26 protein-coding genes and 1 tRNA gene are annotated in these 21,128 nt (G+C 68.4%); 12 read left to right on the top strand and 15 right to left on the bottom strand.

Annotated features, from left to right (window positions below; genetic code table 11):
* The 9 genes from AC1D1T_RS05160 to AC1D1T_RS05200 all read left to right on the top strand — a co-directional run.
* A partial coding sequence (locus AC1D1T_RS05160; protein WP_477991548.1) for a tetratricopeptide repeat protein occupies window positions 1–1,170 on the top strand: 1,170 nt, incomplete at its 5' end.
* Window positions 1,167–1,715: a lipoprotein insertase outer membrane protein LolB gene (locus AC1D1T_RS05165; RefSeq protein ID WP_477827611.1), complete on the top strand. Its 549-nt coding sequence runs from the start codon at window positions 1,167–1,169 to the stop codon at window positions 1,713–1,715. The genes AC1D1T_RS05160 and AC1D1T_RS05165, both read left to right, overlap by 4 nt.
* A 16-nt stretch (window positions 1,716–1,731) precedes the next feature.
* Window positions 1,732–2,619, top strand: a complete 888-nt coding sequence (gene ispE / locus AC1D1T_RS05170; protein WP_477839151.1) for a 4-(cytidine 5'-diphospho)-2-C-methyl-D-erythritol kinase — start codon at window positions 1,732–1,734, stop codon at window positions 2,617–2,619.
* Between the two features lie 48 nt (window positions 2,620–2,667).
* A tRNA-Gln gene (locus AC1D1T_RS05175) sits at window positions 2,668–2,744 on the top strand.
* 139 nt (window positions 2,745–2,883) lie between these two features.
* Window positions 2,884–3,846 (top strand): ribose-phosphate pyrophosphokinase, encoded by a 963-nt coding sequence (locus AC1D1T_RS05180; protein WP_047506675.1) that lies wholly within the window; start codon window positions 2,884–2,886, stop codon window positions 3,844–3,846.
* 105 nt (window positions 3,847–3,951) lie between these two features.
* Window positions 3,952–4,593 (top strand): 50S ribosomal protein L25/general stress protein Ctc, encoded by a 642-nt coding sequence (locus tag AC1D1T_RS05185; protein ID WP_047506460.1) that lies wholly within the window; start codon window positions 3,952–3,954, stop codon window positions 4,591–4,593.
* 187 nt (window positions 4,594–4,780) lie between these two features.
* Complete coding sequence (locus tag AC1D1T_RS05190) at window positions 4,781–6,136, top strand: peptidase inhibitor family I36 protein (RefSeq protein WP_477827462.1); 1,356 nt, start codon at window positions 4,781–4,783, stop codon at window positions 6,134–6,136.
* 46 nt (window positions 6,137–6,182) lie between these two features.
* Window positions 6,183–6,821 (top strand): aminoacyl-tRNA hydrolase, encoded by a 639-nt coding sequence (gene pth / locus AC1D1T_RS05195; RefSeq protein WP_477827461.1) that lies wholly within the window; start codon window positions 6,183–6,185, stop codon window positions 6,819–6,821.
* A complete protein-coding gene (locus AC1D1T_RS05200; RefSeq protein WP_477827460.1) occupies window positions 6,818–7,255 on the top strand; it encodes a hypothetical protein in 438 nt (145 codons plus the stop codon). Before pth ends, AC1D1T_RS05200 begins: the two co-directional genes overlap by 4 nt.
* Before the next feature lie 11 nt (window positions 7,256–7,266).
* Here the strand turns inward: AC1D1T_RS05200 and AC1D1T_RS05205 are convergent, their stop codons facing one another.
* The 14 genes from AC1D1T_RS05205 to AC1D1T_RS05270 all read right to left on the bottom strand — a co-directional run bounded on the left by AC1D1T_RS05205 (window position 7,267) and on the right by AC1D1T_RS05270 (window position 17,949).
* Entirely contained in the window at window positions 7,267–7,524 is a 258-nt protein-coding gene (locus AC1D1T_RS05205; RefSeq protein ID WP_477991550.1) for a YfhL family 4Fe-4S dicluster ferredoxin, read from the bottom strand.
* 20 nt (window positions 7,525–7,544) lie between these two features.
* Entirely contained in the window at window positions 7,545–8,045 is a 501-nt protein-coding gene (coaD, locus tag AC1D1T_RS05210) for a pantetheine-phosphate adenylyltransferase (RefSeq protein ID WP_047506454.1), read from the bottom strand.
* 30 nt (window positions 8,046–8,075) lie between these two features.
* On the bottom strand, window positions 8,076–8,672 hold the full coding sequence (gene rsmD, locus AC1D1T_RS05215) for a 16S rRNA (guanine(966)-N(2))-methyltransferase RsmD (protein ID WP_477826747.1): 597 nt from the start codon (window positions 8,670–8,672) through the stop codon (window positions 8,076–8,078).
* Window positions 8,669–9,433, bottom strand: coding sequence for an imidazole glycerol phosphate synthase subunit HisF (gene hisF / locus AC1D1T_RS05220; protein ID WP_047506450.1), 765 nt, complete (start codon window positions 9,431–9,433; stop codon window positions 8,669–8,671). Before hisF ends, rsmD begins: the two co-directional genes overlap by 4 nt.
* Window positions 9,434–9,465: 32 nt before the next feature.
* A complete protein-coding gene (gene hisA / locus AC1D1T_RS05225) occupies window positions 9,466–10,209 on the bottom strand; it encodes a 1-(5-phosphoribosyl)-5-[(5-phosphoribosylamino)methylideneamino]imidazole-4-carboxamide isomerase (RefSeq protein WP_047506447.1) in 744 nt (247 codons plus the stop codon).
* Window positions 10,210–10,291: 82 nt separating this feature from the next.
* Window positions 10,292–10,948 carry an imidazole glycerol phosphate synthase subunit HisH gene (hisH, locus tag AC1D1T_RS05230; protein ID WP_465114853.1) on the bottom strand — a complete coding sequence of 219 codons (657 nt, stop codon included), beginning with the start codon at window positions 10,946–10,948 and terminating at the stop codon, window positions 10,292–10,294.
* The gene (hisB, locus tag AC1D1T_RS05235; RefSeq protein WP_047506441.1) at window positions 10,949–11,548 is read right to left on the bottom strand and encodes an imidazoleglycerol-phosphate dehydratase HisB; all 600 of its coding nucleotides are present in this window, start codon (window positions 11,546–11,548) and stop codon (window positions 10,949–10,951) included.
* Window positions 11,548–12,627, bottom strand: a complete 1,080-nt coding sequence (gene hisC, locus AC1D1T_RS05240) for a histidinol-phosphate transaminase (protein ID WP_477826749.1) — start codon at window positions 12,625–12,627, stop codon at window positions 11,548–11,550. The genes hisB and hisC overlap by 1 nt, the downstream gene beginning before the upstream one ends.
* Window positions 12,624–13,946, bottom strand: a complete 1,323-nt coding sequence (hisD, locus tag AC1D1T_RS05245) for a histidinol dehydrogenase (RefSeq protein WP_477839140.1) — start codon at window positions 13,944–13,946, stop codon at window positions 12,624–12,626. The genes hisC and hisD overlap by 4 nt, the downstream gene beginning before the upstream one ends.
* The gene (gene hisG / locus AC1D1T_RS05250; protein WP_047506435.1) at window positions 13,943–14,587 is read right to left on the bottom strand and encodes an ATP phosphoribosyltransferase; all 645 of its coding nucleotides are present in this window, start codon (window positions 14,585–14,587) and stop codon (window positions 13,943–13,945) included. The genes hisD and hisG overlap by 4 nt, the downstream gene beginning before the upstream one ends.
* Window positions 14,587–15,846 (bottom strand): UDP-N-acetylglucosamine 1-carboxyvinyltransferase, encoded by a 1,260-nt coding sequence (gene murA, locus AC1D1T_RS05255; RefSeq protein ID WP_477826410.1) that lies wholly within the window; start codon window positions 15,844–15,846, stop codon window positions 14,587–14,589. The genes hisG and murA overlap by 1 nt, the downstream gene beginning before the upstream one ends.
* Window positions 15,847–15,927: 81 nt before the next feature.
* The gene (locus AC1D1T_RS05260) at window positions 15,928–16,200 is read right to left on the bottom strand and encodes a BolA family protein (RefSeq protein ID WP_477839138.1); all 273 of its coding nucleotides are present in this window, start codon (window positions 16,198–16,200) and stop codon (window positions 15,928–15,930) included.
* A 52-nt stretch (window positions 16,201–16,252) separates the two neighbouring features.
* Window positions 16,253–17,029, bottom strand: a complete 777-nt coding sequence (locus AC1D1T_RS05265) for an ABC transporter permease (protein WP_047506432.1) — start codon at window positions 17,027–17,029, stop codon at window positions 16,253–16,255.
* Window positions 17,026–17,949, bottom strand: a complete 924-nt coding sequence (locus tag AC1D1T_RS05270) for an ABC transporter ATP-binding protein (RefSeq protein ID WP_477991552.1) — start codon at window positions 17,947–17,949, stop codon at window positions 17,026–17,028. Before AC1D1T_RS05270 ends, AC1D1T_RS05265 begins: the two co-directional genes overlap by 4 nt.
* Before the next feature lie 138 nt (window positions 17,950–18,087).
* Here AC1D1T_RS05270 and AC1D1T_RS05275 point away from each other — a divergent pair, with 138 nt between their 5' ends.
* Window positions 18,088–18,789, top strand: a complete 702-nt coding sequence (locus tag AC1D1T_RS05275; protein ID WP_465114842.1) for a TetR/AcrR family transcriptional regulator — start codon at window positions 18,088–18,090, stop codon at window positions 18,787–18,789.
* A gap of 15 nt (window positions 18,790–18,804) precedes the next feature.
* Complete coding sequence (locus tag AC1D1T_RS05280) at window positions 18,805–19,578, top strand: tetratricopeptide repeat protein (protein WP_477991554.1); 774 nt, start codon at window positions 18,805–18,807, stop codon at window positions 19,576–19,578.
* Here AC1D1T_RS05280 and AC1D1T_RS05285 read toward each other — a convergent pair.
* On the bottom strand, window positions 19,514–20,341 hold the full coding sequence (locus AC1D1T_RS05285; RefSeq protein ID WP_477843766.1) for a Crp/Fnr family transcriptional regulator: 828 nt from the start codon (window positions 20,339–20,341) through the stop codon (window positions 19,514–19,516). The two genes, AC1D1T_RS05280 and AC1D1T_RS05285, sit on opposite strands and share 65 nt — an antisense overlap.
* 93 nt (window positions 20,342–20,434) lie before the next feature.
* Here AC1D1T_RS05285 and AC1D1T_RS05290 point away from each other — a divergent pair, with 93 nt between their 5' ends.
* Window positions 20,435–21,076 carry a VOC family protein gene (locus AC1D1T_RS05290; protein ID WP_477825893.1) on the top strand — a complete coding sequence of 214 codons (642 nt, stop codon included), beginning with the start codon at window positions 20,435–20,437 and terminating at the stop codon, window positions 21,074–21,076.
* The last annotated feature ends 52 nt before the right edge of the window (window positions 21,077–21,128 follow it).

A 21,128-nucleotide genomic window follows, 5' to 3' on the forward strand; every position in this document is an offset into this window, starting at 1 on the left:
CAGCAGGCCCACGCGCTCGACCGCGACGCCGAGGGCCCGGCCCTGCTGGCGCTGGAGCTGCTGACGGCCGGGCAGCCGGTCGAGCCGCTGATCGCCGACTACCTCGAGGCCCAGCCGAAGAGCAGCTCGTTCCGCCTGCTGTACGCCCGCGTGCTGAATTCGGCGCAGCGCTATGCCGATGCGGTGCCGCAGCTCGAAGCGGTGACGCGCGCCGAGCCGCAGCTGCCGACGCCGTGGCTCACGCTCGGCGCGCTGCACCTGGAACTGCGCCACCCGAAGGAAGCCCAGGCCGCGCTGATGCAGTACGTGCAGCGCGCCGGCAGCGGCAGCCTGGCGCCAGCGCCGGCGCCGGTCGTGGCAGGYGGCGACGATGACGATGACGAAGCCCCGCCGACCGCCGACCAGGGGCTGGTGCAGGCCTACCTGCTGCTGTCGCAGGCCGCCGAGCAGCAGCGCGACTATGCCGGCGCCGAAGCCTGGCTGAAGAAGGTCGACAGCCCGCAGCGCGCGCTCGAGGTGCAGACCCGGCGCGCGTCGCTGCTGGCGCGCCAGGGCAAGGTCAAGGAGGCGCGCGAGCTGATCCGCCGCGCCCCCGAGAAGACGACCGAAGATGCGCGCTCCAAGCTGCTCGCCGAAGCGCAGATCCTGCGCGACGTGAAGCAATGGAACGAGGCGAACACGGTGCTGGCCAAGGCGAACCAGCGCTTCCCGAACGATCCCGACCTGCTGTACGAGCAGTCGATGATGGCCGAGAAGCTGAACCGCATGGACGAGATGGAGCGCCTGCTGCGCCGCGTCATCGAGCTGAAGCCCGATCACCACCACGCCTACAACGCGCTGGGCTACTCGCTCGCCGAGCGCAACCAGCGCCTGCCCGAGGCGCGCGACCTGATCCGCAAGGCACTCGACCTCGCGCCGGGCGAGCCGTTCATCACCGACAGCCTGGGCTGGGTCGAGTACCGGCTGGGCAACCGCAGCGAAGCGCTGCGCCTGCTGCAGCAGGCCTACCGCTCGCGCCCGGATGTCGAGATCGCCGCCCACCTGGGCGAGGTGCTGTGGATCAGCGGCCAGCGCGACGAGGCCCGCAAGGTGCTGCGCGATGCGCGCACGCGCGACAACGCGAACGACGTGCTGAAAGAGACGCTCGCGCGGCTGCGGGTCGACCTGTGAAGCTGGGCACCCTGGCAGCGCTGCTGGCCGGCGTGATGCTGGCTGGCTGCGCGACGCTGCAGCCGGTCACGCCGACCGCCTCGCCCGAGACGCTGTCGGGGCGGATGTCGGTGAAGGTCGATGCGACGCCGTCGACCGCGGCGCGCTCGGTCAGCGCCAGCTTCGAGCTGCAGGGCACGCCGCAGGACGGCCGGCTCGACCTGTCGACGCCGCTCGGCACGACGATCGCGCAGGCCCGGTGGTCCGGACGCCAGGCGCTGCTGACCACCGGCGGCGAACAGCGCGCCTACCCCGACCTCGATTCGCTGACGCAGGACATGCTCGGCGAGAGCCTGCCGATCGTCGCGCTGTTCGACTGGCTGCGCGGCCGCGTCTGGGCCGGCGCGCCGAGCCGCCCGGCCGTGCCGCCGGCCGACGCCGGCTTCCAGCAACTGGGCTGGGACGTGAACCTGGCCCGCTTCGACGAAGGCTGGGTAATCGCCCAACGCGCGCAACGCGCGCAGGCGCCCGCCGTCGTCGTGCGCGCCCGCATCGACCGCCCCTGACACCGCTTCCCGCCCGATGAGCCTGACCGCCTTGTACGACGTGGCCGCGCCGGCCAAGCTGAACCTGTTCCTGCACATCGTCGGCCGGCGCGCCGACGGCTACCACCTGCTGCAATCGGTCTTCGTGCTGATTGACTGGGCCGACACGCTGCACTTCGAACTGCGCCGCGATGGCCGGCTCGCCCGCCATGACTTGACGGCTGCGCTGCCGGCCGACGACCTGTGCCTGCGCGCGGCGCGTGCCCTGCAGGCGGCATCGGGCACCTCGCTCGGCGCCGACATCTCGATCGACAAGCAGGTGCCGTGGGGCGCCGGCATGGGCGGCGGCAGCTCGGACGCGGCCAGCACGCTGCTCGCGCTGAACCGGCTGTGGCAGCTCGACTGGCCACGCGAGAAGCTGATGGCGCTCGGCCTGACGCTGGGGGCCGACGTGCCGTTCTTCCTGGCGAACTCTGGAAAGGGCAGCGCCTGGGTCGAGGGCATCGGCGAGAAACTGACCCCGCTGGAGCTGCCCGCACAATGGCTGGCGGTCGTCAAACCGGCCGCGAGCATCGAAACCCGTGGCATCTTTCTCAGCCCCCTGTTGGTTCGCAACACAGAAGCTGCTATAGTCGCAGGCTTCCTTGAGGACGGCGGTATGCAAAGTCTTCTCGAAGGGTTCGGTCGCAACGATTTGCAGCCGCCTGCCGAGAACCAGTGCTCCGAAGTGGCGCAAGCCGCCCGTCTGCTCGAGGCCCGCTTCGGCAACAGCCGCATGACGGGCTCCGGCAGCGCGGTGTTTTCCAGGGCTGGCGTAGACGATCTGCCCACGGCGACAATGCCGACGGACCTGCCGTCGGGTTGGGTGGGTCGGATGTGCCGAAGTCTGGTGCAGCATCCCTTGCAGGGCTGGTGCGCTGACTGAGACAAGTTGAAGGTGGGTCGCGATCCGATGATCGCGGTCGACCGGTGTAGGGGAGTCGCCAAGTTGGTTAAGGCATCGGATTTTGATTCCGACATGCGAGGGTTCGAGTCCTTCCTCCCCTGCCAAATTCTTTGATGTGTCTTGTTTCCCGGTGCTCACACCAGCGCACGCGGGGCTGAAACGGAAGGGTGGGTGCGCTGGACCATGAATGCGCCCCTCGACACACCCCGCAACGCACCCCGCAAGAGCGTCGACGGAGGAAACGTGCTTTTCAACACCGTGCTGTTCACCGGCAATGCCAATCCCGCCCTCGCGCAGGAGATCGCATCGCATCTCGGCATCGAACTCGGCAAGGCTTCGGTCGGCCGCTTCTCCGACGGTGAAGTCGCCATCGAGATCCAGCAGAACGTCCGCGCCCGCGACATCTTCATCGTCCAGCCGACCTGCGCGCCGACGAACGAGAACCTGATGGAGCTGTGCATCATGGTCGATGCACTGAAGCGCGCCTCGGCCCGCCGCGTGACGGCCGTGATCCCCTACTTCGGCTATGCGCGGCAAGACCGCCGCCCGCGCTCGACGCGCGTGCCGATCAGCGCCAAGGTCGTCGCCAACATGCTCGAGGCCGTCGGCGTCGAGCGCCTGCTGACGATGGACCTGCACGCCGACCAGATCCAGGGCTTCTTCAACATCCCGGTCGACAACATCTACGCGTCGCCGGTGCTGCTGTCCGACCTGCAGAGCAAGCGCTATCAAGACCTCGTGGTCGTGTCGCCGGACGTCGGCGGCGTGGTGCGCGCCCGGGCGCTGGCCAAGCAGCTCGGCTGCGACCTCGCCATCATCGACAAGCGCCGCCCGAAGGCCAACGTCTCCGAGGTCATGCACGTGATCGGCGACATCGACGGGCGCAACTGCGTGATCATGGACGACATGATCGACACCGCCGGCACGCTGGTGAAGGCGGCCGAGGTGCTGAAGGAGCGCGGCGCGAAGAACGTCTATGCGTATTGCACGCACGCGGTGTTCTCCGGCCCGGCGATCGAGCGCATCAAGGGCTCGCAGCTCGACGAAGTCGTCATCACCAACACCATCCCGCTCAGCGACGAGGGCAAGACCTGCTCGAAGGTGCGTCCGCTGTCGGTGGCATTCCTGTTCGCCGAAACCATCCGCCGGATCTCCGACGGTGAATCGGTGACCTCCTTGTTCGCGGAACAGAACAGCAATTTCTGATCCGCAGACGACGACCGGCGCTTCGGTGCCGGTCGAGTTCGCGGGGCTGCAAGGCCCCATTCGAGACACCTGGTCGCGGGTGTCTTCCAATCTTTTGGAGTCAACATGAAATTCGTCGCATTCGAGCGCAAGCTGCAGGGGACCGGAGCGAGCCGCCGCCTGCGCTTGGCTGAAAAAGTTCCCGGCATCGTCTATGGCGCCGGCACCCCTTCGATGATCGAACTCGATCACAACGCGCTGTTCCATGCGTTGAAGAAGGAAGCCTTCCACTCGTCGATCCTCGAGATGGAACTGGCCGGCAAGACCGAACAGGTGCTGCTGCGTGACTACCAGATGCACCCCTTCCGCCAGATCGTGCTGCACATCGACTTCCAACGCGTCGATGCCACCACCAAGATCGTCAAGAAGGTGCCGCTGCACTTCATCAACGAAGAAAACTCGCCGGCCGTCAAGGCCGACGGTTGCCTGGTGAACCACGTCGCCACCGAACTGAAGATCCAGTGCCTGGCTTCGCAACTGCCCGAGTTCCTGACGGTCGACCTGGCCACGCTGGTCAAGGGCCAGTCGCTGCATGTCAGCGACCTGAAGCTGGCCGACGGCATCAAGGTCGTCACCCAGGGCAAGCCGAACCCGGTCATCGCCTCGACCTCGGTGCCGGTCGAGGAAGAAGCCGCTCCGGTGGTGGTGGCCCCGGTGGCCGCCGCCCCGACCAAGGCCAAGAAGAGCGAGAAGCAGAACCGAGGCTGAGACCTTCGGCCTGCTGCCCGCACGAAGCCCCGCCTTGGCGGGGCTTTTTGCTTTCAGCAAAGCTTCGCTTTCATTTCTACCGTACGCGTCACATTTGAAAGCGGTTTCAGCCGTCACGTTTGAGATACGTCTTGCGAGAGCCGGTGGCCTTACCGTGCAGCCCCATCACCAACCCGGGGAGCAAGGCATGTCGAGTTCCATCACCCATTCATGGCGGCGCGCCGGCTGGGCCGCGCTGCTGGCGCTCGGCGCCGCGTTTGCCCCCGCCGCGCAGGCGGCCGACGCCGACGCGGTGTGCTTCTATGAGCACGTCAACTACCAGGGCGCGTCGACATGCAGCGGCACCGGCAGCAGCTGGATCGGCAGCGCCTGGAACGACCGCGCGTCGTCGGTCAAGCTGCGCAGCGGCTACCAGGTCGAGCTGTTCGAGCATTCGAACTACGGCGGCCGCTCGCTGAAGCTCGCCGCCGACAACGCCAACCTGGTGCCGCTGGGCTTCAACGACTTCGTGTCGTCGTACAAGCTCACGCAGACCGCGAGCTGCGGCGCCGTCGACTGGGTCGAGGGCACGGTCTACCGCACCGTGGGCACGGTCGTGCGCTACGTGCCGAACGGCAACTACTACAAGCTCGTCAACGTCACCGCGAACGGCAGCGACGCGACCAACCCGACGATCAGCACCTGGTACTGGCAGCCGACCCCCTGCGACGGCGGCAACAACGGGAACCCGGGCGGCCTGCCGGCCAAGGTCGCCGGCGGTTACTACCCCGACTGGAAGCCGTCGCCGCTGCGCATCCGCGACCTGCCGGCGAACTACAACCTCGTCTACCTGTTTGCCGCGCGTCCGGTCGGCGGCTCGCCCGGCACGACCGGCGCGGTCACCTGGAGCGCCCCCGGCGACGGCCGCGGCGCCGCGACCAACCTGAAGGCCGACATCCAGTACGCCCGCACGACGCAGGGCCGCAAGATCATCCTGTCGGTCGGCGGTGCCGGCAACGGCATGAGCTTCCCGAACCGCACGAAGTCGCAGACCTTCGTCAACAGCGTGGTCGGGATCGCCAACCAGCTCGGCGGCCTCGACGGCATGGACTGGAACACCTTCGAGGGCAGCCAGGCACCCGACACCAACGAGATGATCTGGATCAGCCTGGAGCTGAAGCGCCAGTTCCCGGGCTTCGTCATCAGCGCGCCGCCGGCGCCGTGGAACTCGGTCGACAAGGTGTTCTGCAAGTCGATGGTGGACGCCGGTGCGATCGATTACTGCGCGCCGCAGTACTACGACGGCCCGAACCTGGCCGACCCGGCCTACGTGGTCAACAGCATCAAGGAATGGGTCGGGCTGCTGGGCGCCGAGCACGTGGTCGTCGGCTTCGGCATCAATGCCGGCGTCACCAACTACATGACGCGCCAGCAGGCGATCGACACCTGGAACCAGGTGAAGGCCAACCACCCGACGATCCGCGGCGCGTTCGACTGGGAGATCGGCACCGACGAGACGCAGGGCTGGCCGTTTGCGAACGGCGTGGCTCCGCTCGTGAAGTAAATCTGTACCGGTCCGGCCCGCCGGGGCCCCAGCCGATAATCCGCGGATGATTCGACTGATGGTGGGCCTCGGCAACCCCGGGCCGGAATACGAAGCGACCAACCACAACGCCGGTTTCTGGTGGATCGATGCGGTCGCGCGCGAATGGAAGGCCTCGCTCACGCCCGAGCGCAGCTACTTTGGCCTGGTCGCGCGGGTGAACCGCCCCGACGGGCCGCTGTGGCTGCTGGAGCCGCAGACCTACATGAACCTGTCGGGCAAGTCGGTCGCGGCGCTGGCCCGCTTCTTCAAGATCGAGCCGCAGGAGATCCTCGTCGCGCACGACGAGCTCGACCTGATGCCCGGCCAGGCCAAGTTCAAGCGCGGCGGCGGCCACGCCGGCCACAACGGGCTGCGTGACATCCATGCGCAACTCGGCACCGCCGACTACTGGCGGCTGCGGCTGGGCATCGGCCACCCGGGCGTGAAGGCCGAGGTCATCGACTACGTGCTGCGCAAGCCGAAGCCCGAGGCGCGTGTCGCGATCGAGGACACGATCGCGAAGACGATGACCGTGCTCGACCTGATCGCCGCCGGCGAGATGGAACGCGCGACGATGAAGCTGAACGCCAAGCCCCCGCGCCCGAAGCCGCCGCGGCCCGCGGCGCCCGATGCCCCTGGCATGCCGGTGGAGAAAGCCGAATGAAGCCGCGGCTGACCGCGACGCTGTGGGCCGTGTCGTGGTTGATGTCGGGCACGAGTGCGGTGGCCGGGCCGACGGTCTACCGCTGCGGCCCCGACCGCAACGTCTACTCGCAGCTGCCGTGCGCCGATGGCGAGGCCGTCGATGCCCGTGATGGCCGCACCGCGCAGCAGCGCGCCGAGTCCGAGGCGGCGGCCCGCAAGCAGGCCGAGACCGGCTCGGAGATGGAGCAGGACCGGCTGGCGCGCGAAGCGGCCGTCCGGCCGTCGAGTGCGATGAACCTCGCACCCGTCTCGCATGCCGCGTCGGCACCGAAGGCGAAGCCCACCAAAGGCAAGACGAGCAAGTCGACGAAGGGAAAGTCGGCCAGGGACCGTCAGGGCGACGACGAGGTGCGGATCGTCGTGCCCGCCGCCAAGGGCAAGCCGGCGAAGTGATCAGGTGACCATCAACCGGTAGCCTGCGCCTGCAGCCGCCGGTACTTCTCCCACAGGCTTTCCTGCGTCTCGACATGCGCCGGGTTGACCGGAATGCAGGCGACCGGGCAGACCTGCACGCACTGCGGCTCGTTGAAGTGGCCGACGCATTCGGTGCACTTGCCCGGGTCGATCACGTAGTACTCCGCGCCCATCGAGATCGCCTGGTTCGGGCACTCGGGCTCGCACACATCGCAGTTGATGCAGTCGYCGGTGATCATCAAGGCCATGGCACGGGTCCCGCGAGAGCTCAGGCGTCGGGTTTGACGCGCTGCTGGAGTCGGTTGAGGACGGAGGGTGACACGAACTTCGAGACATCACCGCCCAAGGTGGCAATCTCGCGCACGAAAGTACCGGAAACGAACTGGTAGTGGTCGCTGGGCGTCAGGAACACCGTCTCCACGTCGGGCATCAGCTGGCGGTTCATGCCGGCCATCTGGAACTCGTACTCGAAGTCGCTGACGGCGCGCAGCCCGCGCACCACCACCTTGCCGCCATGCGAGACCACGAAGTCGCGCAGCAGGCCGCGGAACGCGATCACCTCGATGTTCGGATGCTTGGCGGCCAGCTCCTGCGCGATCTCGAGCCGCTCGTCGAGCGTGAACATCGTGCGCTTGTGGTGGCCGGCGGCCACCGCGACGATCAGCCGCTCGAACAGGCGCGCCGCGCGCCGCATCAGGTCTTCATGCCCGAGCGTCATCGGGTCGAAGGTGCCGGGGTAGACGGCGGTGAGGCGGGTCACAGAGGTCAAGACAGGCTCCTTCGGATCGGGCTCACAGGCTCACACAGGCGTTTGCGGCGCAGTGTAGCTGCGCCGCAGCAAATGAAAGTGCACCGCGCCGGCACGGCCCTGGCGGTGCAGCACGAGGCCGAACGGCGCCAGCTCCGCGTCGCCGAAGGCCCGGTCGGCCTCCAGGTAGACGAAACCGCCGTCGACCACCAGCGGCGCCGCGGCCTTCAGCGCCGGCAGGAACACCTCGGCATCGAACGGCGGGTCGATGAAGACCAGCTCGAAGCGGCCCGGCGCGCTGCGCGCCATCCAGGCCAGCGCGTCGGCGGCCTCGATGCGCACCTGTTCGGCCTTCAGCCGGGCCTGCACCTCGCGCAGCCCGCGGGCCAGCCGGCTGTCGCGCTCGACCAGCGTCACCTCGGCCGCACCGCGCGACGCGGCCTCGAACCCCAGCGCACCGCTGCCGGCGTAGGCATCGAGGCAGCGCCAGCCGTCCAGCGACTGGCCCAGCCAGTTGAACAGCGTCTCGCGCACCCGGTCGGGCGTGGGCCGCAGGCCCGGGGCGTCGGCCACCGGCAGCTTGCTGCGCTTCCATTTGCCGCCGATCACGCGCACTTCGCGCGGCGGGCCCGATTTCACTGTGCTCACAGCCGAACCGGGATCCCGCGCGCGGCCATCAAGGCCTTCGCTTCACCGACCGTGTGCTGCCCGTAGTGGAAGATGCTGGCGGCCAGCACCGCATCGGCACCGCCCTGCTGGATGCCTTCGACCAGGTGCTCGAGCGTGCCGACGCCGCCGGAGGCGATCACCGGCACGTCGACCGCATCGCTGACCGCCCGCGTGAGCGGCAGGTTGAAGCCGATGCGCGTGCCGTCGCGGTCCATGCTGGTCAGCAGGATCTCGCCGGCACCCTGCTCGGCCATCGTGCGCGCCCATTCGACCGCATCGATCCCGGTGTTGCGGCGCCCGCCATGGGTGTAGACCTGCCAGCCGGGCTGGCCGTCCTCGCGCGACTTGGCGTCGATCGCCACCACGATGCACTGCGCACCGTACTTGGCCGACGCATCGCGGATCACCTGCGGGTTGGCCACCGCGGCCGAGTTGAAGCTGACCTTGTCGGCCCCGGCGTTCAGCAGCGTGCGGACATCGTCCACCGTGCGCACGCCGCCGCCCACCGTCAGCGGGATGAAGACCTGCGAGGCCACCGCCTCGATCATGTGCAGCAGCAGCCCGCGGCCGTCGCTGGTGGCGGTGATGTCGAGGAAAGTGATCTCGTCGGCGCCCTGCTCGTTGTAGCGGGCGGCGATCTCGACCGGATCGCCGGCATCGCGCAGCTCGACGAAGTTGACGCCCTTGACGACCCGCCCGCCGGTGACGTCGAGGCAGGGGATGATTCGCTTGGCCAGCATCAGGGTCCGCTCGGTTTCGGCTCAGTTGCCGCTCAGTTGCCGTTCAATTCGTCGGCGCGCTTCTGCGCCACCGCGAAATCGAGGTTGCCGGTGTAGATCGCCCGGCCGCAGATCACGCCTTCGACGCCCTGTTCCTCGATCGCGCACAGCCGCTCGATGTCGGCCAGGTCGGACAGCCCGCCCGACGCGATCACCGGGATCGACAGCGCCTGCGCCAGCTTCACCGTCGCGTCGATGTTGATGCCGTTGAGCATGCCGTCGCGGCCGATGTCGGTGTAGATCACGCCTTCGACGCCGTAGTCCTCGAACTTCTTCGCGAGGTCGATCACCTCGTGGCCGGTCAGCTTGCTCCAGCCGTCGGTCGCGACCTTGCCGTCCTTCGCGTCCAGCCCGACGATGATGTGGCCGCCGAACGCGCTGCAGGCGTCCTTCAGGAAGCCAGGGCTCTTGACCGCGGCGGTGCCGATGATCACGAAGCTGAGCCCGTCGTCGAGGTAGCGCTCGATGGTGTCGAGGTCGCGGATCCCGCCACCCAGCTGCACCGGGATGTCGTCGCCGACCTCGGCCAGGATGGCCTTGATCGCCGCCTCGTTGACCGGCTTGCCGGCGAAGGCACCGTTCAGGTCGACCAGGTGCAGGCGCCGCGCACCCGCATTGACCCATCGTCGCGCCATCGCGGCCGGATCCTCGCTGAAGATGGTGGAGTCGTTCATGTCGCCCTGCTTCAGGCGGACACAGTGACCGTCTTTCAGGTCGATGGCGGGGATCAGCAGCATGGCCGAATCAGTGGGGTGGGGAGAGGTGAGCGAACAAGCCGAGAAGGTCGCAAGGATGACGCTGGCAAGCGCGAACGAGCGATCAGGGAGTCCAATGCAGGAAGTTGCGGTACAGGGCAAGCCCGTGCTCGGCACTTTTCTCGGGGTGGAACTGCGTGGCGAAAATGTTATCCCGAGCCAGCGCGCAGGTAAAGCGAACGCCGTAATCGGTTTCACCTGCGCTGTCGGCCGGATCGGCCGGTTGCGCGTAGAAGCTGTGGACGAAGTAGTAGTACGAGCCGTCGGGCACGCCCGCCCAGATCGGGTGCACCTGCGGCTGCGCGCGCTGCCAGACCTGGTTCCAGCCCATCTGCGGCACCTTGAACCGGCTGCCGTCGGGTTGCAGCTGCCCGGCAAGCCGGAAACGCCGCACCGCGCCGGGGATCAGCCCGAGCCCGTCGGTCGGGCCTTCCTCGCTGGTCGACAGCAGCATCTGCATGCCGACGCACACGCCCATCAGCGGCTTGTGGGCCGCGGCGTGCAGCACGGCCTCCTGCAGGCCGGAGTCGCGCAGCTCGCGCATGCAATCGGGCATCGCGCCCTGGCCGGGCAGCACGATGCGCTCGGCGGCGTACACCTCGTCGGGCTTCGAGGTGACGATCACGTCGACCCCTTCCCCGCGTGCCACGTGCATCACCGCCTGCGACACCGAGCGCAGGTTGCCCATGCCGTAGTCGACGACGGCGACGGTGCGTGCCACTTAGAGGCTCCCCTTGGTCGACGGAATCACGCCGGCCGCGCGCGGATCGATCTCCAGCGCCATCCGCAGCGCCCGCGCGAACGCCTTGAAGATCGTCTCGCACTGGTGGTGCGCGTTCTCGCCGTGCAGGTTGTCGATGTGCAGCGTGACGCCGGCGTGGTTCGAGAAGCCCTGGAAGAACTCGTAGACCAGCTGCGTGTCGAGCGCGCCGATCATGCCGCTCTTGAAGTCGACCCGCATGTGCAGCCCCGGCCGGCCGGAGAAGTCGATCACCACGCGCGACAGCGCTTCGTCGAGCGGCACGTAGGCATGGCCATAGCGCCGCAGCCCCTTCTTGTCGCCCACCGCCTTGGCCATCGCCTGGCCGAGCGTGATGCCGACGTCTTCCACCGTGTGGTGGCCATCGATGTGCAGGTCGCCCTGGGCGTCGATGTCGAGGTCGATCAGCCCGTGGCGGGCGATCTGGTCGAGCATGTGGTCGAAGAAGCCGATGCCGGTGTGGAATTTCGCGACGCCGGTGCCGTCGAGGTTCAGGCTGACGCGGATCTGCGTCTCGTTGGTGTTGCGGACCACCTCCGCCTTGCGTTCCACGGTGCTCATCACAGGCTTTCCTTCAGGGCTTGCAGCATCTTCACGTTCTCGTCCGGCGTGCCCACCGTCAGGCGCAGGCAGTTGGCCAGCAGCGGGTGCAGGCCGGCGACGTTCTTCACGAGCACGCCGCGCGCCTTCATGCCGGCGAACGCGGCGGCCGAATCGGCCACCCGGGCCAGGATCATGTTGGCCTCGCTCGGGAACGGCTTCACGCCCGGCAGATCGCGCAACGCGGCCAGCAGCTTGTCGCGCTCGCTGCGGATGATCGCTGCCTGGCGCGCGTACTCGTCGACATGCTCCAGCGCGAACAGCGCCGCCTCGCAGTTCAGCACGCTGATGTTGAACGGCGGGCGCAGCTTGTCGACCTCGGCAATCAGCGGCTTGCGCCCGATCAGGTAGCCGATGCGCACGCCGGCCAGGCCGAACTTGCTCATCGTGCGCATCAGCAGCACGTGTTCGTGGCGCTTCAGGCGCGCCATCGAGTCGCGTGCGGCGAACGGCTGGTAGGCCTCGTCGATCACGACCAGCCCGGGTGCGGCCTCGATGATCGCGTCGATCGCCGCATCGTCCCAGAGGTTCGCGGTCGGGTTGTTCGGGTAGGCGATGTAGACCAGCGCCGGTTGGTGCTCGCGCACCGCGGCCAGCATCGCCGGCAGGTCGAGCTCGAAATCGGCCGTGGTCGGCACGCCGATGAACGGCAGGCCCTGCAGCTTGGCCGACATCGCGTACATCACGAAGCCCGGCAGCGGCGCCAGCACGCTGTTGCCCGGCACGTCGCAGGCCAGCGCCAGCAGCGAGATCAGCTCGTCGGAGCCGTTGCCCAGCATGATGTCGCAGTCGTCCGGCATGCCGGCGTGCGCGGCGAGCTTCGCGCGCAACAGGTCGCCGCGCTCGGCCGGGTAGCGATTCAGCGCCACGTCGGCCAGGCGCCGGCCCAAGGCCTCGCGCAAGGCGGGCGGCAGCGGGAACGGGTTCTCCATCGTGTCGAGCTTGACCAGCCCGGCCGACGGCTGCACCGCGTAGCCATGCATCGACTGGATGTCCTGGCGGATCACCCGTTTCATGCGTTGTTCCAGCGCGGCGCTCATGCCCTGTTCCCTTTCAGTCGAAGTTCGGCGGCCCGGGCGTGCGCCTGCAGGCCTTCGCCGTACGCGAGTTCAGCGGCGATCGGCCCCAGCACCTGCGCGCCGGCCTCGCTGACCTCGATCAGGCTCGATCGCTTCTGGAAGTCGTAGACCCCCAGCGGCGACGAGAAGCGGGCGGTGCCCGAGGTCGGCAGCACGTGGTTCGGCCCGGCGCAGTAGTCGCCCAGGCTCTCGCTGGTGAACGCGCCGAGGAAGATCGCACCGGCATGGCGCAGCAGCGGCTCCCAGCGCGCCGGCTCGGCCGAGCTGACCTCCAGGTGTTCCGGCGCGATGCGGTTGCTGATCTCGCAGGCCTCTTCCATGCTGCGGGTGTGGATCAGCGCGCCGCGGCCTTCGAGCGACGCACGGATCACGTCGCGGCGCGGCAGGCCGGGCAGCAGGCGATCGATGGCCTCGGCGACGCACGCGATGTAGGCCGCATCGGGGCACAGCAGGATGCTTTGCGCGAGCTCGTCGTGCTCGGCCTGGCTGAAGAGGTCCATCGCGACCCAGTCGGGCGGCGTGCTGCCGTCGGCCAGCACCAGGATCTCGCTCGGCCCGGCGATCATGTCGATGCCCACCTTGCCGAACACGCGCCGCTTGGCGCTCGCGACGTAGGCGTTGCCCGGGCCGGTGATCTTGTCGACGGCCGGCACGGTGGCGGTGCCGTACGCCAGCGCGGCCACGGCCTGCGCGCCACCGAGCGTGAACGCGCGGTCGACGCCGGCGATCGCGGCGGCAGCCAGCACCATCGCGTTGCGCTCGCCCTTCGGGGTCGGTACCACCATCACGATCTCGCCGACACCCGCCACCTTCGCCGGCACCGCGTTCATCAGCACGCTGGACGGGTAGGCCGCCTTGCCGCCCGGCACGTAGATGCCGACGCGGTCGAGCGGCGTGACCTTCTGGCCGAGCAGCGTGCCGTCTTCGTCGCGGTAGCTCCACGAGCGGCCGCAGGCGTCGAGCTGGCGCTCGTGGTAGCTGCGCACGCGCTGCGCCGCCGCTTCGAGCGCTGTGCGCTGTGCCGGCGTGATCGCCTGCAGCGCGGCCTGCAGCTCGTCGCGCGTGATCTCGAGCGACGCGACCGAGGCAGCCGTCAGCCCGTCGAAGCGCTGCGTGTACTCCAGCACCGCCGCATCGCCGCGCGCCTGCACGTCGGCCAGGATGGCGGCGACGCGCTCCTCGATCGCATGATCCGTTTCCGCCGACCAATGCAGCACCCGCTGGAAATCGGCCTCGAAGCCGGCGGCGGTGGTGGTGAGCTGGCGGATCTTCACGCTCATGGTCGGGACTCTATGGCAGTGGAAAATGCATCGATGATGCGGCGCAAGGGCTCGCGCTTGAGCTTCAGCGCCGCCTGGTTCACGACCAGGCGCGACGAGATCTGCATGATCTCCTCGACCTCGACCAGGTGGTTGGCCTTCAGCGTGCTGCCGGTGGACACCAGGTCGACGATCGCGTCGGCCAAGCCGGTCAGCGGCGCGAGCTCCATCGAGCCGTACAGCTTGATCAGGTCGACGTGCACGCCCTTCTCGGCGAAATGGTCGCGCGCGACGCCGACGTACTTGGTGGCGACGCGGATGCGCGAGCCCTGCTTCACGGCCGCGGCGTAGTCGAAATCGGCCCGCACCGCGACGCTCATGCGGCACTTCGCGATGCGCAGGTCGAGCGGCTGGTACAGGCCCTGGCCACCGTGCTCCAGCAGGATGTCCTTGCCGGCCACGCCGAGGTCGGCGCCGCCGTACTGCACGTAGGTCGGCACGTCGGTCGCGCGCACCAGCACCACCCGCACCTCGGGCTGGTTGGTGCCGAGGATCAGCTTGCGCGACTTCTCCGGGTCTTCGGTGACCTCGATGCCGGCCGCCTTCAGCAGCGGCAGCGTCTCGTCGAAGATGCGTCCCTTGGACAGTGCCAGCGTCAGCATCACTTGACTCTTTCGATGTCGGCGCCGATGCCGCGCAGCTTGGCTTCCATCTGGTCGTAGCCGCGGTCCAGGTGGTAGATGCGGTCGACCACCGTCTCGCCGTCGGCCACCAGGCCGGCGATCACGAGGCTGGCGGAGGCACGCAGGTCGGTCGCCATCACGGTGGCACCGGACAGGCGCTCGACGCCGTTCATCACCGCCGTATGGCCGTCGACCTCGATCTTCGCGCCCAGCCGCACCAGCTCGTTGACGTGCATGAAGCGGTTCTCGAAGATCGTCTCGGTGACCTTGGCCGGCCCTTCGGCGATGCAGTTCAGCGCCATGAACTGCGCCTGCATGTCGGTCGGGAAGGCCGGGTACTCGCTGGTGCGGAAGCTCACCGCGCGCGGGCGCTTCGCGTTCTTCACGCGGATCCAGTCGGCGCCGGATTCGATCGTGACGCCGGCCTCGCGCAGCTTGTCGATCACCGCGTCGAGGTGGTCGGCACGGGCGCGGCGCAGCACGACATCGCCGCCGGTGGCGGCCACCGCGCACAGGAAGGTGCCGGTCTCGATGCGGTCGGGGACGATGCGGTGTTGCACGCCCCCCAGCCGCTCGACGCCCTGGATGCGGATCCTGCTGCCGCCGTGGCCTTCGATCTTCGCGCCCATCGCGATCAGCATCTCGGCGAGGTCGCGGATCTCCGGCTCCTGGGCGGCGTTCTCGAGCACCGTCTCGCCCTCGGCCAGCGTGGCGGCCATCAGCAGGTTCTCGGTGCCGGTCACGGTGACCATGTCGGTCGTGATGCGGGCCCCACGCAGGCGTTTCGTCTTCGCGATGATGTAGCCGTGCTCGACGACGATGTCGGCGCCCATCGCCTGCAGGCCCTTGATGTGCTGGTCGACCGGGCGCGAGCCGATCGCGCAGCCGCCGGGCAGCGAGACGGTGGCCTCGCCGAAGCGCGCCAGCAGCGGGCCCAGCACCAGGATCGATGCGCGCATCGTCTTGACCAGGTCGTAGGGGGCTTCGGGCGAGGTGACGGCCGAGGCGTTCAGCGCGACGGTGTCGGGGGCGGATTCGCTGCGCTCGGCGCTGACGCCCATGTTGCGCAGCAGCTTCAGCGTGGTGCTCACGTCCTGCAGGCGCGGCACGTTGGTCAGCGTGACCGGCTCGGCGGTGAGCAGCGCGGCGCACAGCTCGGGCAGCGCGGCGTTCTTGGCCCCGGAGATCGTGACTTCGCCGTTCAGTTGGCGGCCACCGCGGATGAGGAGTTTGTCCATGGCTTGGATCGCCCAGGCCCGACACGGCTGAATGACCTGCACCCGCAGGCCCGCCAGCCGCAGCGGACACTGCGGCTGGGTTCAGTGGTGGTGGTGGGCCGAGGCGGGCTCGGCAGCGTGGGCCCACTCGGCGGGCGTGAGGGTCTTCATCGACAGCGCGTGGATTTGCTCGCGCATTCTATCGCCGAGGGCCTGGTAGACGCGCTGGTGGCGCGCGACGCGGCTGGCACCCTCGAACTCCGCCGAAACGATGGTGGCGAAGAAGTGGCGACCGTCGCCCTCGACCTGCAAGTGCTCGCAGGCGAGCCCTTGCGCGATGAAGCGCTGGACGTCGTCGGGTGTAGGGTCGGCCATAAGGACCGCGATTATCACCCAGGCCGGTAGCCCGGATGCCAACCCGGGTTGTTCAGTGGCGAATCTTGTAGCCGATGCGCAAGAGGTGCAGGCACAGCCCGCAGACGACGGCCAGGCTGCCCGCCACCACTGCCAGGCTGGTCCACGGCGACACGTCGCTGACGCCGAAGAAACCGTGCCGGAAGCCGTCGATCATGTAGAAGAACGGATTCAGGTGGCTCACCTTCAGCCACAGCGGCGGCAGCGAGTGCACCGAGTAGAAGACCCCCGACAGGAAGGTCATCGGCATCACGATGAAGTTCTGGAACGCGGCGATCTGGTCGAACTTCTCGGCCCACAGGCCGGCCACCAGCCCCAGCGCACCCATCATCGCGGCCCCGGCGATCGCGAACACCAGGATCCACAGCGGCTGCGCGACCGTCAGCGGCGCGAACCACAGCGTGACCAGCAGCACGCCCAGCCCGACCACCAGCCCGCGCACGATGGCCGCACCCACGTAGGCCAGGAACCAGGCCCAGTGGCTGAGCGGCGTGACCAGCAGGAACACCAGGTTGCCGGTGATCTTGCTCTGGATCAGCGACGAGCTGCTGTTGGCGAACGCGTTCTGCAGCACGCTCATCATCACGAGGCCGGGGATCAGGAACGCGGTGTAGCCGACGGTGCCGTAGACCTTGACGTGGTCTTCGAGCGCGTGGCCGAAGATCAGCAGGTACAGCACCGCAGTGAGCACCGGCGCGGCGACGGTCTGGAAGCTGACCTTCCAGAAACGCAGCACCTCCTTGTAGAGCAGCGTGCGCGTGCCCGACAGCAATCCAGGCGTGGCGCTCATGATTTCACCTCCGCCGGCCCGTTCATGATGTCGAGGAACACGTCCTCCAGGTCGGCGCGGCCGATCTCCAGGTCTTCCGGCTGGCAGCCGGCGGCGCGCAGCACGCCCAGCACCGTCTCGACCTCGTGCGCGTCATGCGCCTTGATCTGCACGATGCGCCCGGTCACGCGCGACTGCGCGGCCAGCGAGGCCGGCAGCGGCGCATCCATCTTGAAGCGCAGCATCGTGCTCGCGGTGCCGGCCAGCAGCGCCGACGTGCGGTCCAGCGCCACCACGCGGCCCTGCTTCAGCATCGCGATGCGGTTGCACAGCGCCTCGGCCTCTTCGAGGTAGTGGGTGGTCAGCAGCACCGTGTGGCCTTCCTTGTTGAGGCGCGCGATGAAGTGCCACAGCGTCTGGCGCAGCTCGACGTCGACACCGGCGGTCGGCTCGTCGAGCACGATCACCGGCGGGCGGTGCACCAGCGCCTGCGCGACCAGCACGCGGCGCTTCATGCCGCCCGACAGCTGGCGCATGTTGGCGTTCGCCTTGTCGGCAAGACCGAGGTTGTGCAGCAGCTCGTCGATCCAGGCGTCGTTGCCGCGCACGCCGAAGTAGCCGCTCTGGATCACCAGCGCCTCGCGCACCGTGAAGAACGGGTCGAAGACCAGCTCCTGCGGCACGATGCCCAGGCTGCGGCGCGCGGCGGCATAGTCGGTGACGACATCATGGCCATGCACCAGCACCCGCCCGCTGGACGCCTGCGACAGGCCGGCGAGGATGCTGATCAGCGTGGTCTTGCCGGCGCCGTTGGGCCCGAGCAGCCCGAAGAACTCGCCGGGCTCGATGTCCATGCTGACTTCGGACAAGGCTCGCACTTCGTTGTGCGAGCTCTTGGAGCGGTAGGTCTTGCTGACCTGCTGGAACGAGATGGCTGCCATGTTCTTCCGGAAGAGGCGGCGATTGTAGGCAGCGGCCGTCATTCCTGCTGGCACGGGCAAATACCGGCCGGTGGGCGCGGGACTTGGTGCTAGATTGCCCGCGCCAGGGACCTGCCACCCACCAGAACGACAACGCCGATGGCCACCGCCTCGAAAGACCCGAAGCCGCCGCGCCGCACGGCCGAGCGCATCCTCGAGGTCGCACTCGACCTGTTCAACCGCTTCGGCGAACCGAACGTCTCGACGACGCTGATCTCGGCCGAGCTGAAGATCAGTCCCGGGAACCTGTACTACCACTACCCGGCGAAGGACGAGCTGATCAACACGCTGTTCGGCCGCTACGAGCAATCGCTGCTCACGCTGCTGCGCGCGGCCGACGACGTGCGCCACGTCGAGGACGCGTGGCTGTTCTTCCACATGCTGTTCGAGCTGATCTGGCAGTACCGCTTCCTGTACCGCGACCTGAACGACCTGCTGTCGAAGAACCGCCGGCTGGAAACGCAGTTCCAGAAGATCCTCGACGAGAAGTCGCGCGCGGTGCGTGCGGTGCTCGACGGCCTGGCGCGCGGTGGTGCCATCGCGAAGTCCGGCCGGTCCGGCCTCGACGCCCGCGAGACCGAGCCGGTCGCGACCGCGATGGTGGTCGTGCTGACCTACTGGCTGAGCTACGAGTACGTGCGCGACCCGCGCCATGCGCTCGAGCCCGAGAGCGCCGGTGCCGCGTTGCTGCGCGGCGCCTTCCATGTGCTGAGCCTGCTGACGCCTTACCTCGACGCCGCCGCGCGCGAGCACCTGCTCGCGCTGGTCGGCAATTACCAGAATGCGCTGCCCAAGCGCTGACCCCAGGAGACAACCATGGCCAAGTGGACCGCTTTCCCGTACGACGCCGCCGAGTACAGCTTGGACGCCGCGAGCCTGAAGAAGAAGTGGGCGCGGCTGCATGCCGGCGATGCCGAGCCGCTGCCGAAGGACGACAAGGTGCTGGCCGCGTGGGCGCTGTTCCACGCCGGCGAGTTCCAGAAGGCGACTGAGGCCGGGCTGAAGGCGGGCGGCGCCGGCATCACGGTCGCGAACAAGGCGCAGGCGATCTACGCGAACTACCTGGAGACGAACGAGAAGACCAAGCTCGCGCTGTTCCAGGAGGTCGCCGAGCGCGCCGAGGCGCAGGCCGCCGAGGACCCGAAGAACGCGAACGCCTGGTACCTGTCGGCCTATGCGCTGGGCCGCTACAGCCAGGGCATCAGCGTCGCGAAGGCGCTGGCCCAGGGGCTGGGCAGCAAGGTCAAGGGCGCGCTGGAGACGGCGATCAAGCTGCAGCCCAAGCATGCCGATGCGCACATCGGCCTCGGCACCTTCCACGCCGAGGTGATCGACAAGGTGGGCTCGCTGCTCGGCCGCACGCAGGGGGCCAGCAAGGAGGCGGGCCTGGCAGCCTTCAAGACCGCGCTGAAGCTGAACCCGGATTCGGCGATCGCGATGGTGGAGTACGCGAACGGCCTGGTGATGCTCGAGGGCGACAAGAAGATGAAGGAGGCCGAGCAGCTGTATGCCGACGCGGCCGCGTTCAATCCGGCAGATGCGATGGAGCGGCTGGACGTGGAGATGGCGAAGGCGGAGCTGGAGGAGTAGCGCCCGCATCGGCGGAACGCTGCAGGCGCCGCCGCAATCCTTCGAGGTCGATCACCCGCAGCCCGCCGTATTCGATGCGGATCAGCCCCTCGGCCTGCAGCGCATGCAGCGCCTCGTTGACCCGCTGCCGCGACAACCCCACCAGGTAGCCCAACTCCTGCTGCGTGATCCGCAGCAGCGTGCCGACGCCCGGGTACAGCACCGGATGAAACAGCGATGCCAGGCTGCGCGCGACCCGCGCATCCGGATCGTTGAGCCGATCGATCTCGCGCGCCCCGATGAACTGCCCGAGCCGCTCGTTCAGCTGCTGCATCACGAAGCGGTTGAACGGGATGCTGCGGTCGATCAGCCAGTGGAAGGTCTCGACCGTGATGCCCGCGACCACGCTCTTGCGCAGCGCCTGGATGTTGTAGCGGTAGACCTCGCGCTTGAGCACCGTGCCCTCGCCGAACCAGCCGCCCGGCGGCACGCCGGTGAAGGTGATCGGCATGCCGAGCGCCGAGTCGTTGCTCATCTTCAGCAGCCCGTCGACCACGCCGAACCAGAAGGTCGCCGGCTTGCCGACCCGGCACAGCAGCTCGCCGGCGTCGACCTGCACCACCTTCAGGTCGTCGACGGCGCGCTCGCGCTCGTCGGCCTGCAGCGACTGCAGCCACGGGATGTCGCGCAGCTCGTCCGCATTCGCCTGGCGGGCACGCACGCGCAGCGGCGGCTGCCCGGCTTTCGGCAGGGTCGGCACGACCGGTGGAATCACGGCTCCCATGAAGATGTCCTCGCCATCCTCGGGATTGTGGGCAGCGGTGCGAGGGATCGTCAAACCGGCAGAATCCGCCGATCCCTGCCGCGAGGACGCGCGATGCATCCGTGCCAGCTCGATCACATCACCATCACCGCCCCGACGCTGGCGCAGGGCGCCGCGTTCGTCCGTGACACGCTCGGTGTCGAGCTGCAGACCGGCGGCGAGCATCCGCGCATGGGCACGCACAACCTGCTGCTGCGCCTGGGCGACGACCTCTTCCTCGAAGTCATCGCGGTGAATCCCGCCGCGCCTGCGCCGGGCCGGCCGCGCTGGTTCGCACTCGACACGTTGCACCCGCACGCCCCGCCCCGCCTGTCCAACTGGGTCGCGCGCACCAGCGACATCCGAAGCGCCACCGCGGCTGCGCCGGAAGCACTCGGCGAGATCGAGCCGATCACCCGTGGCGCATTGCAGTGGCTCATCACCATCCCACTCGACGGGAGCTTGCCGATGGACGGCATCGCGCCGGCCCTGATCGAACGGCAGGCATCCACCCATCCTGCCGCCGGCCTCCAGGACGTGGGCTGCACGCTGCACCGCTTCGAGGCCCGGCATCCGGAGCCTGAGCGCGTGACGGCCTTGCTCGCGACGCTCGGGCTCGACACGTCCGTGCAGGTGTCGCCGCTCCCCGCCGGCGCCCGACCGCAGTTGGTCGCGCACATCCACACGCCGCACGGCCTGCGCACGATCGGCACGTAGCCCCGGGTAAGACCGAAGGGGGATGTCCCGAAGATTGTCGTCAGAACGACAA

The organism is Rhizobacter sp. P2_H3, assembly GCF_056403355.1.

What these genes read in the sequence shown, in the direction of transcription:
- hisG (WP_047506435.1), bottom strand. Translation starts at nt 14,587, where the DNA reads ATGCTGACGCTGGCACTGTCCAAGGGACGCATCTTCGACGAGACGCTG.
- AC1D1T_RS05270 (WP_477991552.1), bottom strand. Translation starts at nt 17,949, where the DNA reads ATGGCAGCCATCTCGTTCCAGCAGGTCAGCAAGACCTACCGCTCCAAG.
- murA (WP_477826410.1), bottom strand. Translation starts at nt 15,846, where the DNA reads ATGGACAAACTCCTCATCCGCGGTGGCCGCCAACTGAACGGCGAAGTC.
- AC1D1T_RS05280 (WP_477991554.1), top strand. Translation starts at nt 18,805, where the DNA reads ATGGCCAAGTGGACCGCTTTCCCGTACGACGCCGCCGAGTACAGCTTG.
- hisF (WP_047506450.1), bottom strand. Translation starts at nt 9,433, where the DNA reads ATGCTGGCCAAGCGAATCATCCCCTGCCTCGACGTCACCGGCGGGCGG.
- hisD (WP_477839140.1), bottom strand. Translation starts at nt 13,946, where the DNA reads ATGAGCGTGAAGATCCGCCAGCTCACCACCACCGCCGCCGGCTTCGAG.
- ispE (WP_477839151.1), top strand. Translation starts at nt 1,732, where the DNA reads ATGAGCCTGACCGCCTTGTACGACGTGGCCGCGCCGGCCAAGCTGAAC.
- AC1D1T_RS05190 (WP_477827462.1), top strand. Translation starts at nt 4,781, where the DNA reads ATGTCGAGTTCCATCACCCATTCATGGCGGCGCGCCGGCTGGGCCGCG.
- hisC (WP_477826749.1), bottom strand. Translation starts at nt 12,627, where the DNA reads ATGAGCGCCGCGCTGGAACAACGCATGAAACGGGTGATCCGCCAGGAC.
- AC1D1T_RS05185 (WP_047506460.1), top strand. Translation starts at nt 3,952, where the DNA reads ATGAAATTCGTCGCATTCGAGCGCAAGCTGCAGGGGACCGGAGCGAGC.
- AC1D1T_RS05265 (WP_047506432.1), bottom strand. Translation starts at nt 17,029, where the DNA reads ATGAGCGCCACGCCTGGATTGCTGTCGGGCACGCGCACGCTGCTCTAC.
- pth (WP_477827461.1), top strand. Translation starts at nt 6,183, where the DNA reads ATGATTCGACTGATGGTGGGCCTCGGCAACCCCGGGCCGGAATACGAA.
- AC1D1T_RS05290 (WP_477825893.1), top strand. Translation starts at nt 20,435, where the DNA reads ATGCATCCGTGCCAGCTCGATCACATCACCATCACCGCCCCGACGCTG.
- hisB (WP_047506441.1), bottom strand. Translation starts at nt 11,548, where the DNA reads ATGAGCACCGTGGAACGCAAGGCGGAGGTGGTCCGCAACACCAACGAG.
- AC1D1T_RS05200 (WP_477827460.1), top strand. Translation starts at nt 6,818, where the DNA reads ATGAAGCCGCGGCTGACCGCGACGCTGTGGGCCGTGTCGTGGTTGATG.
- AC1D1T_RS05285 (WP_477843766.1), bottom strand. Translation starts at nt 20,341, where the DNA reads ATGGGAGCCGTGATTCCACCGGTCGTGCCGACCCTGCCGAAAGCCGGG.
- AC1D1T_RS05275 (WP_465114842.1), top strand. Translation starts at nt 18,088, where the DNA reads ATGGCCACCGCCTCGAAAGACCCGAAGCCGCCGCGCCGCACGGCCGAG.
- AC1D1T_RS05260 (WP_477839138.1), bottom strand. Translation starts at nt 16,200, where the DNA reads ATGGCCGACCCTACACCCGACGACGTCCAGCGCTTCATCGCGCAAGGG.
- hisA (WP_047506447.1), bottom strand. Translation starts at nt 10,209, where the DNA reads ATGCTGCTGATCCCCGCCATCGACCTGAAAGACGGTCACTGTGTCCGC.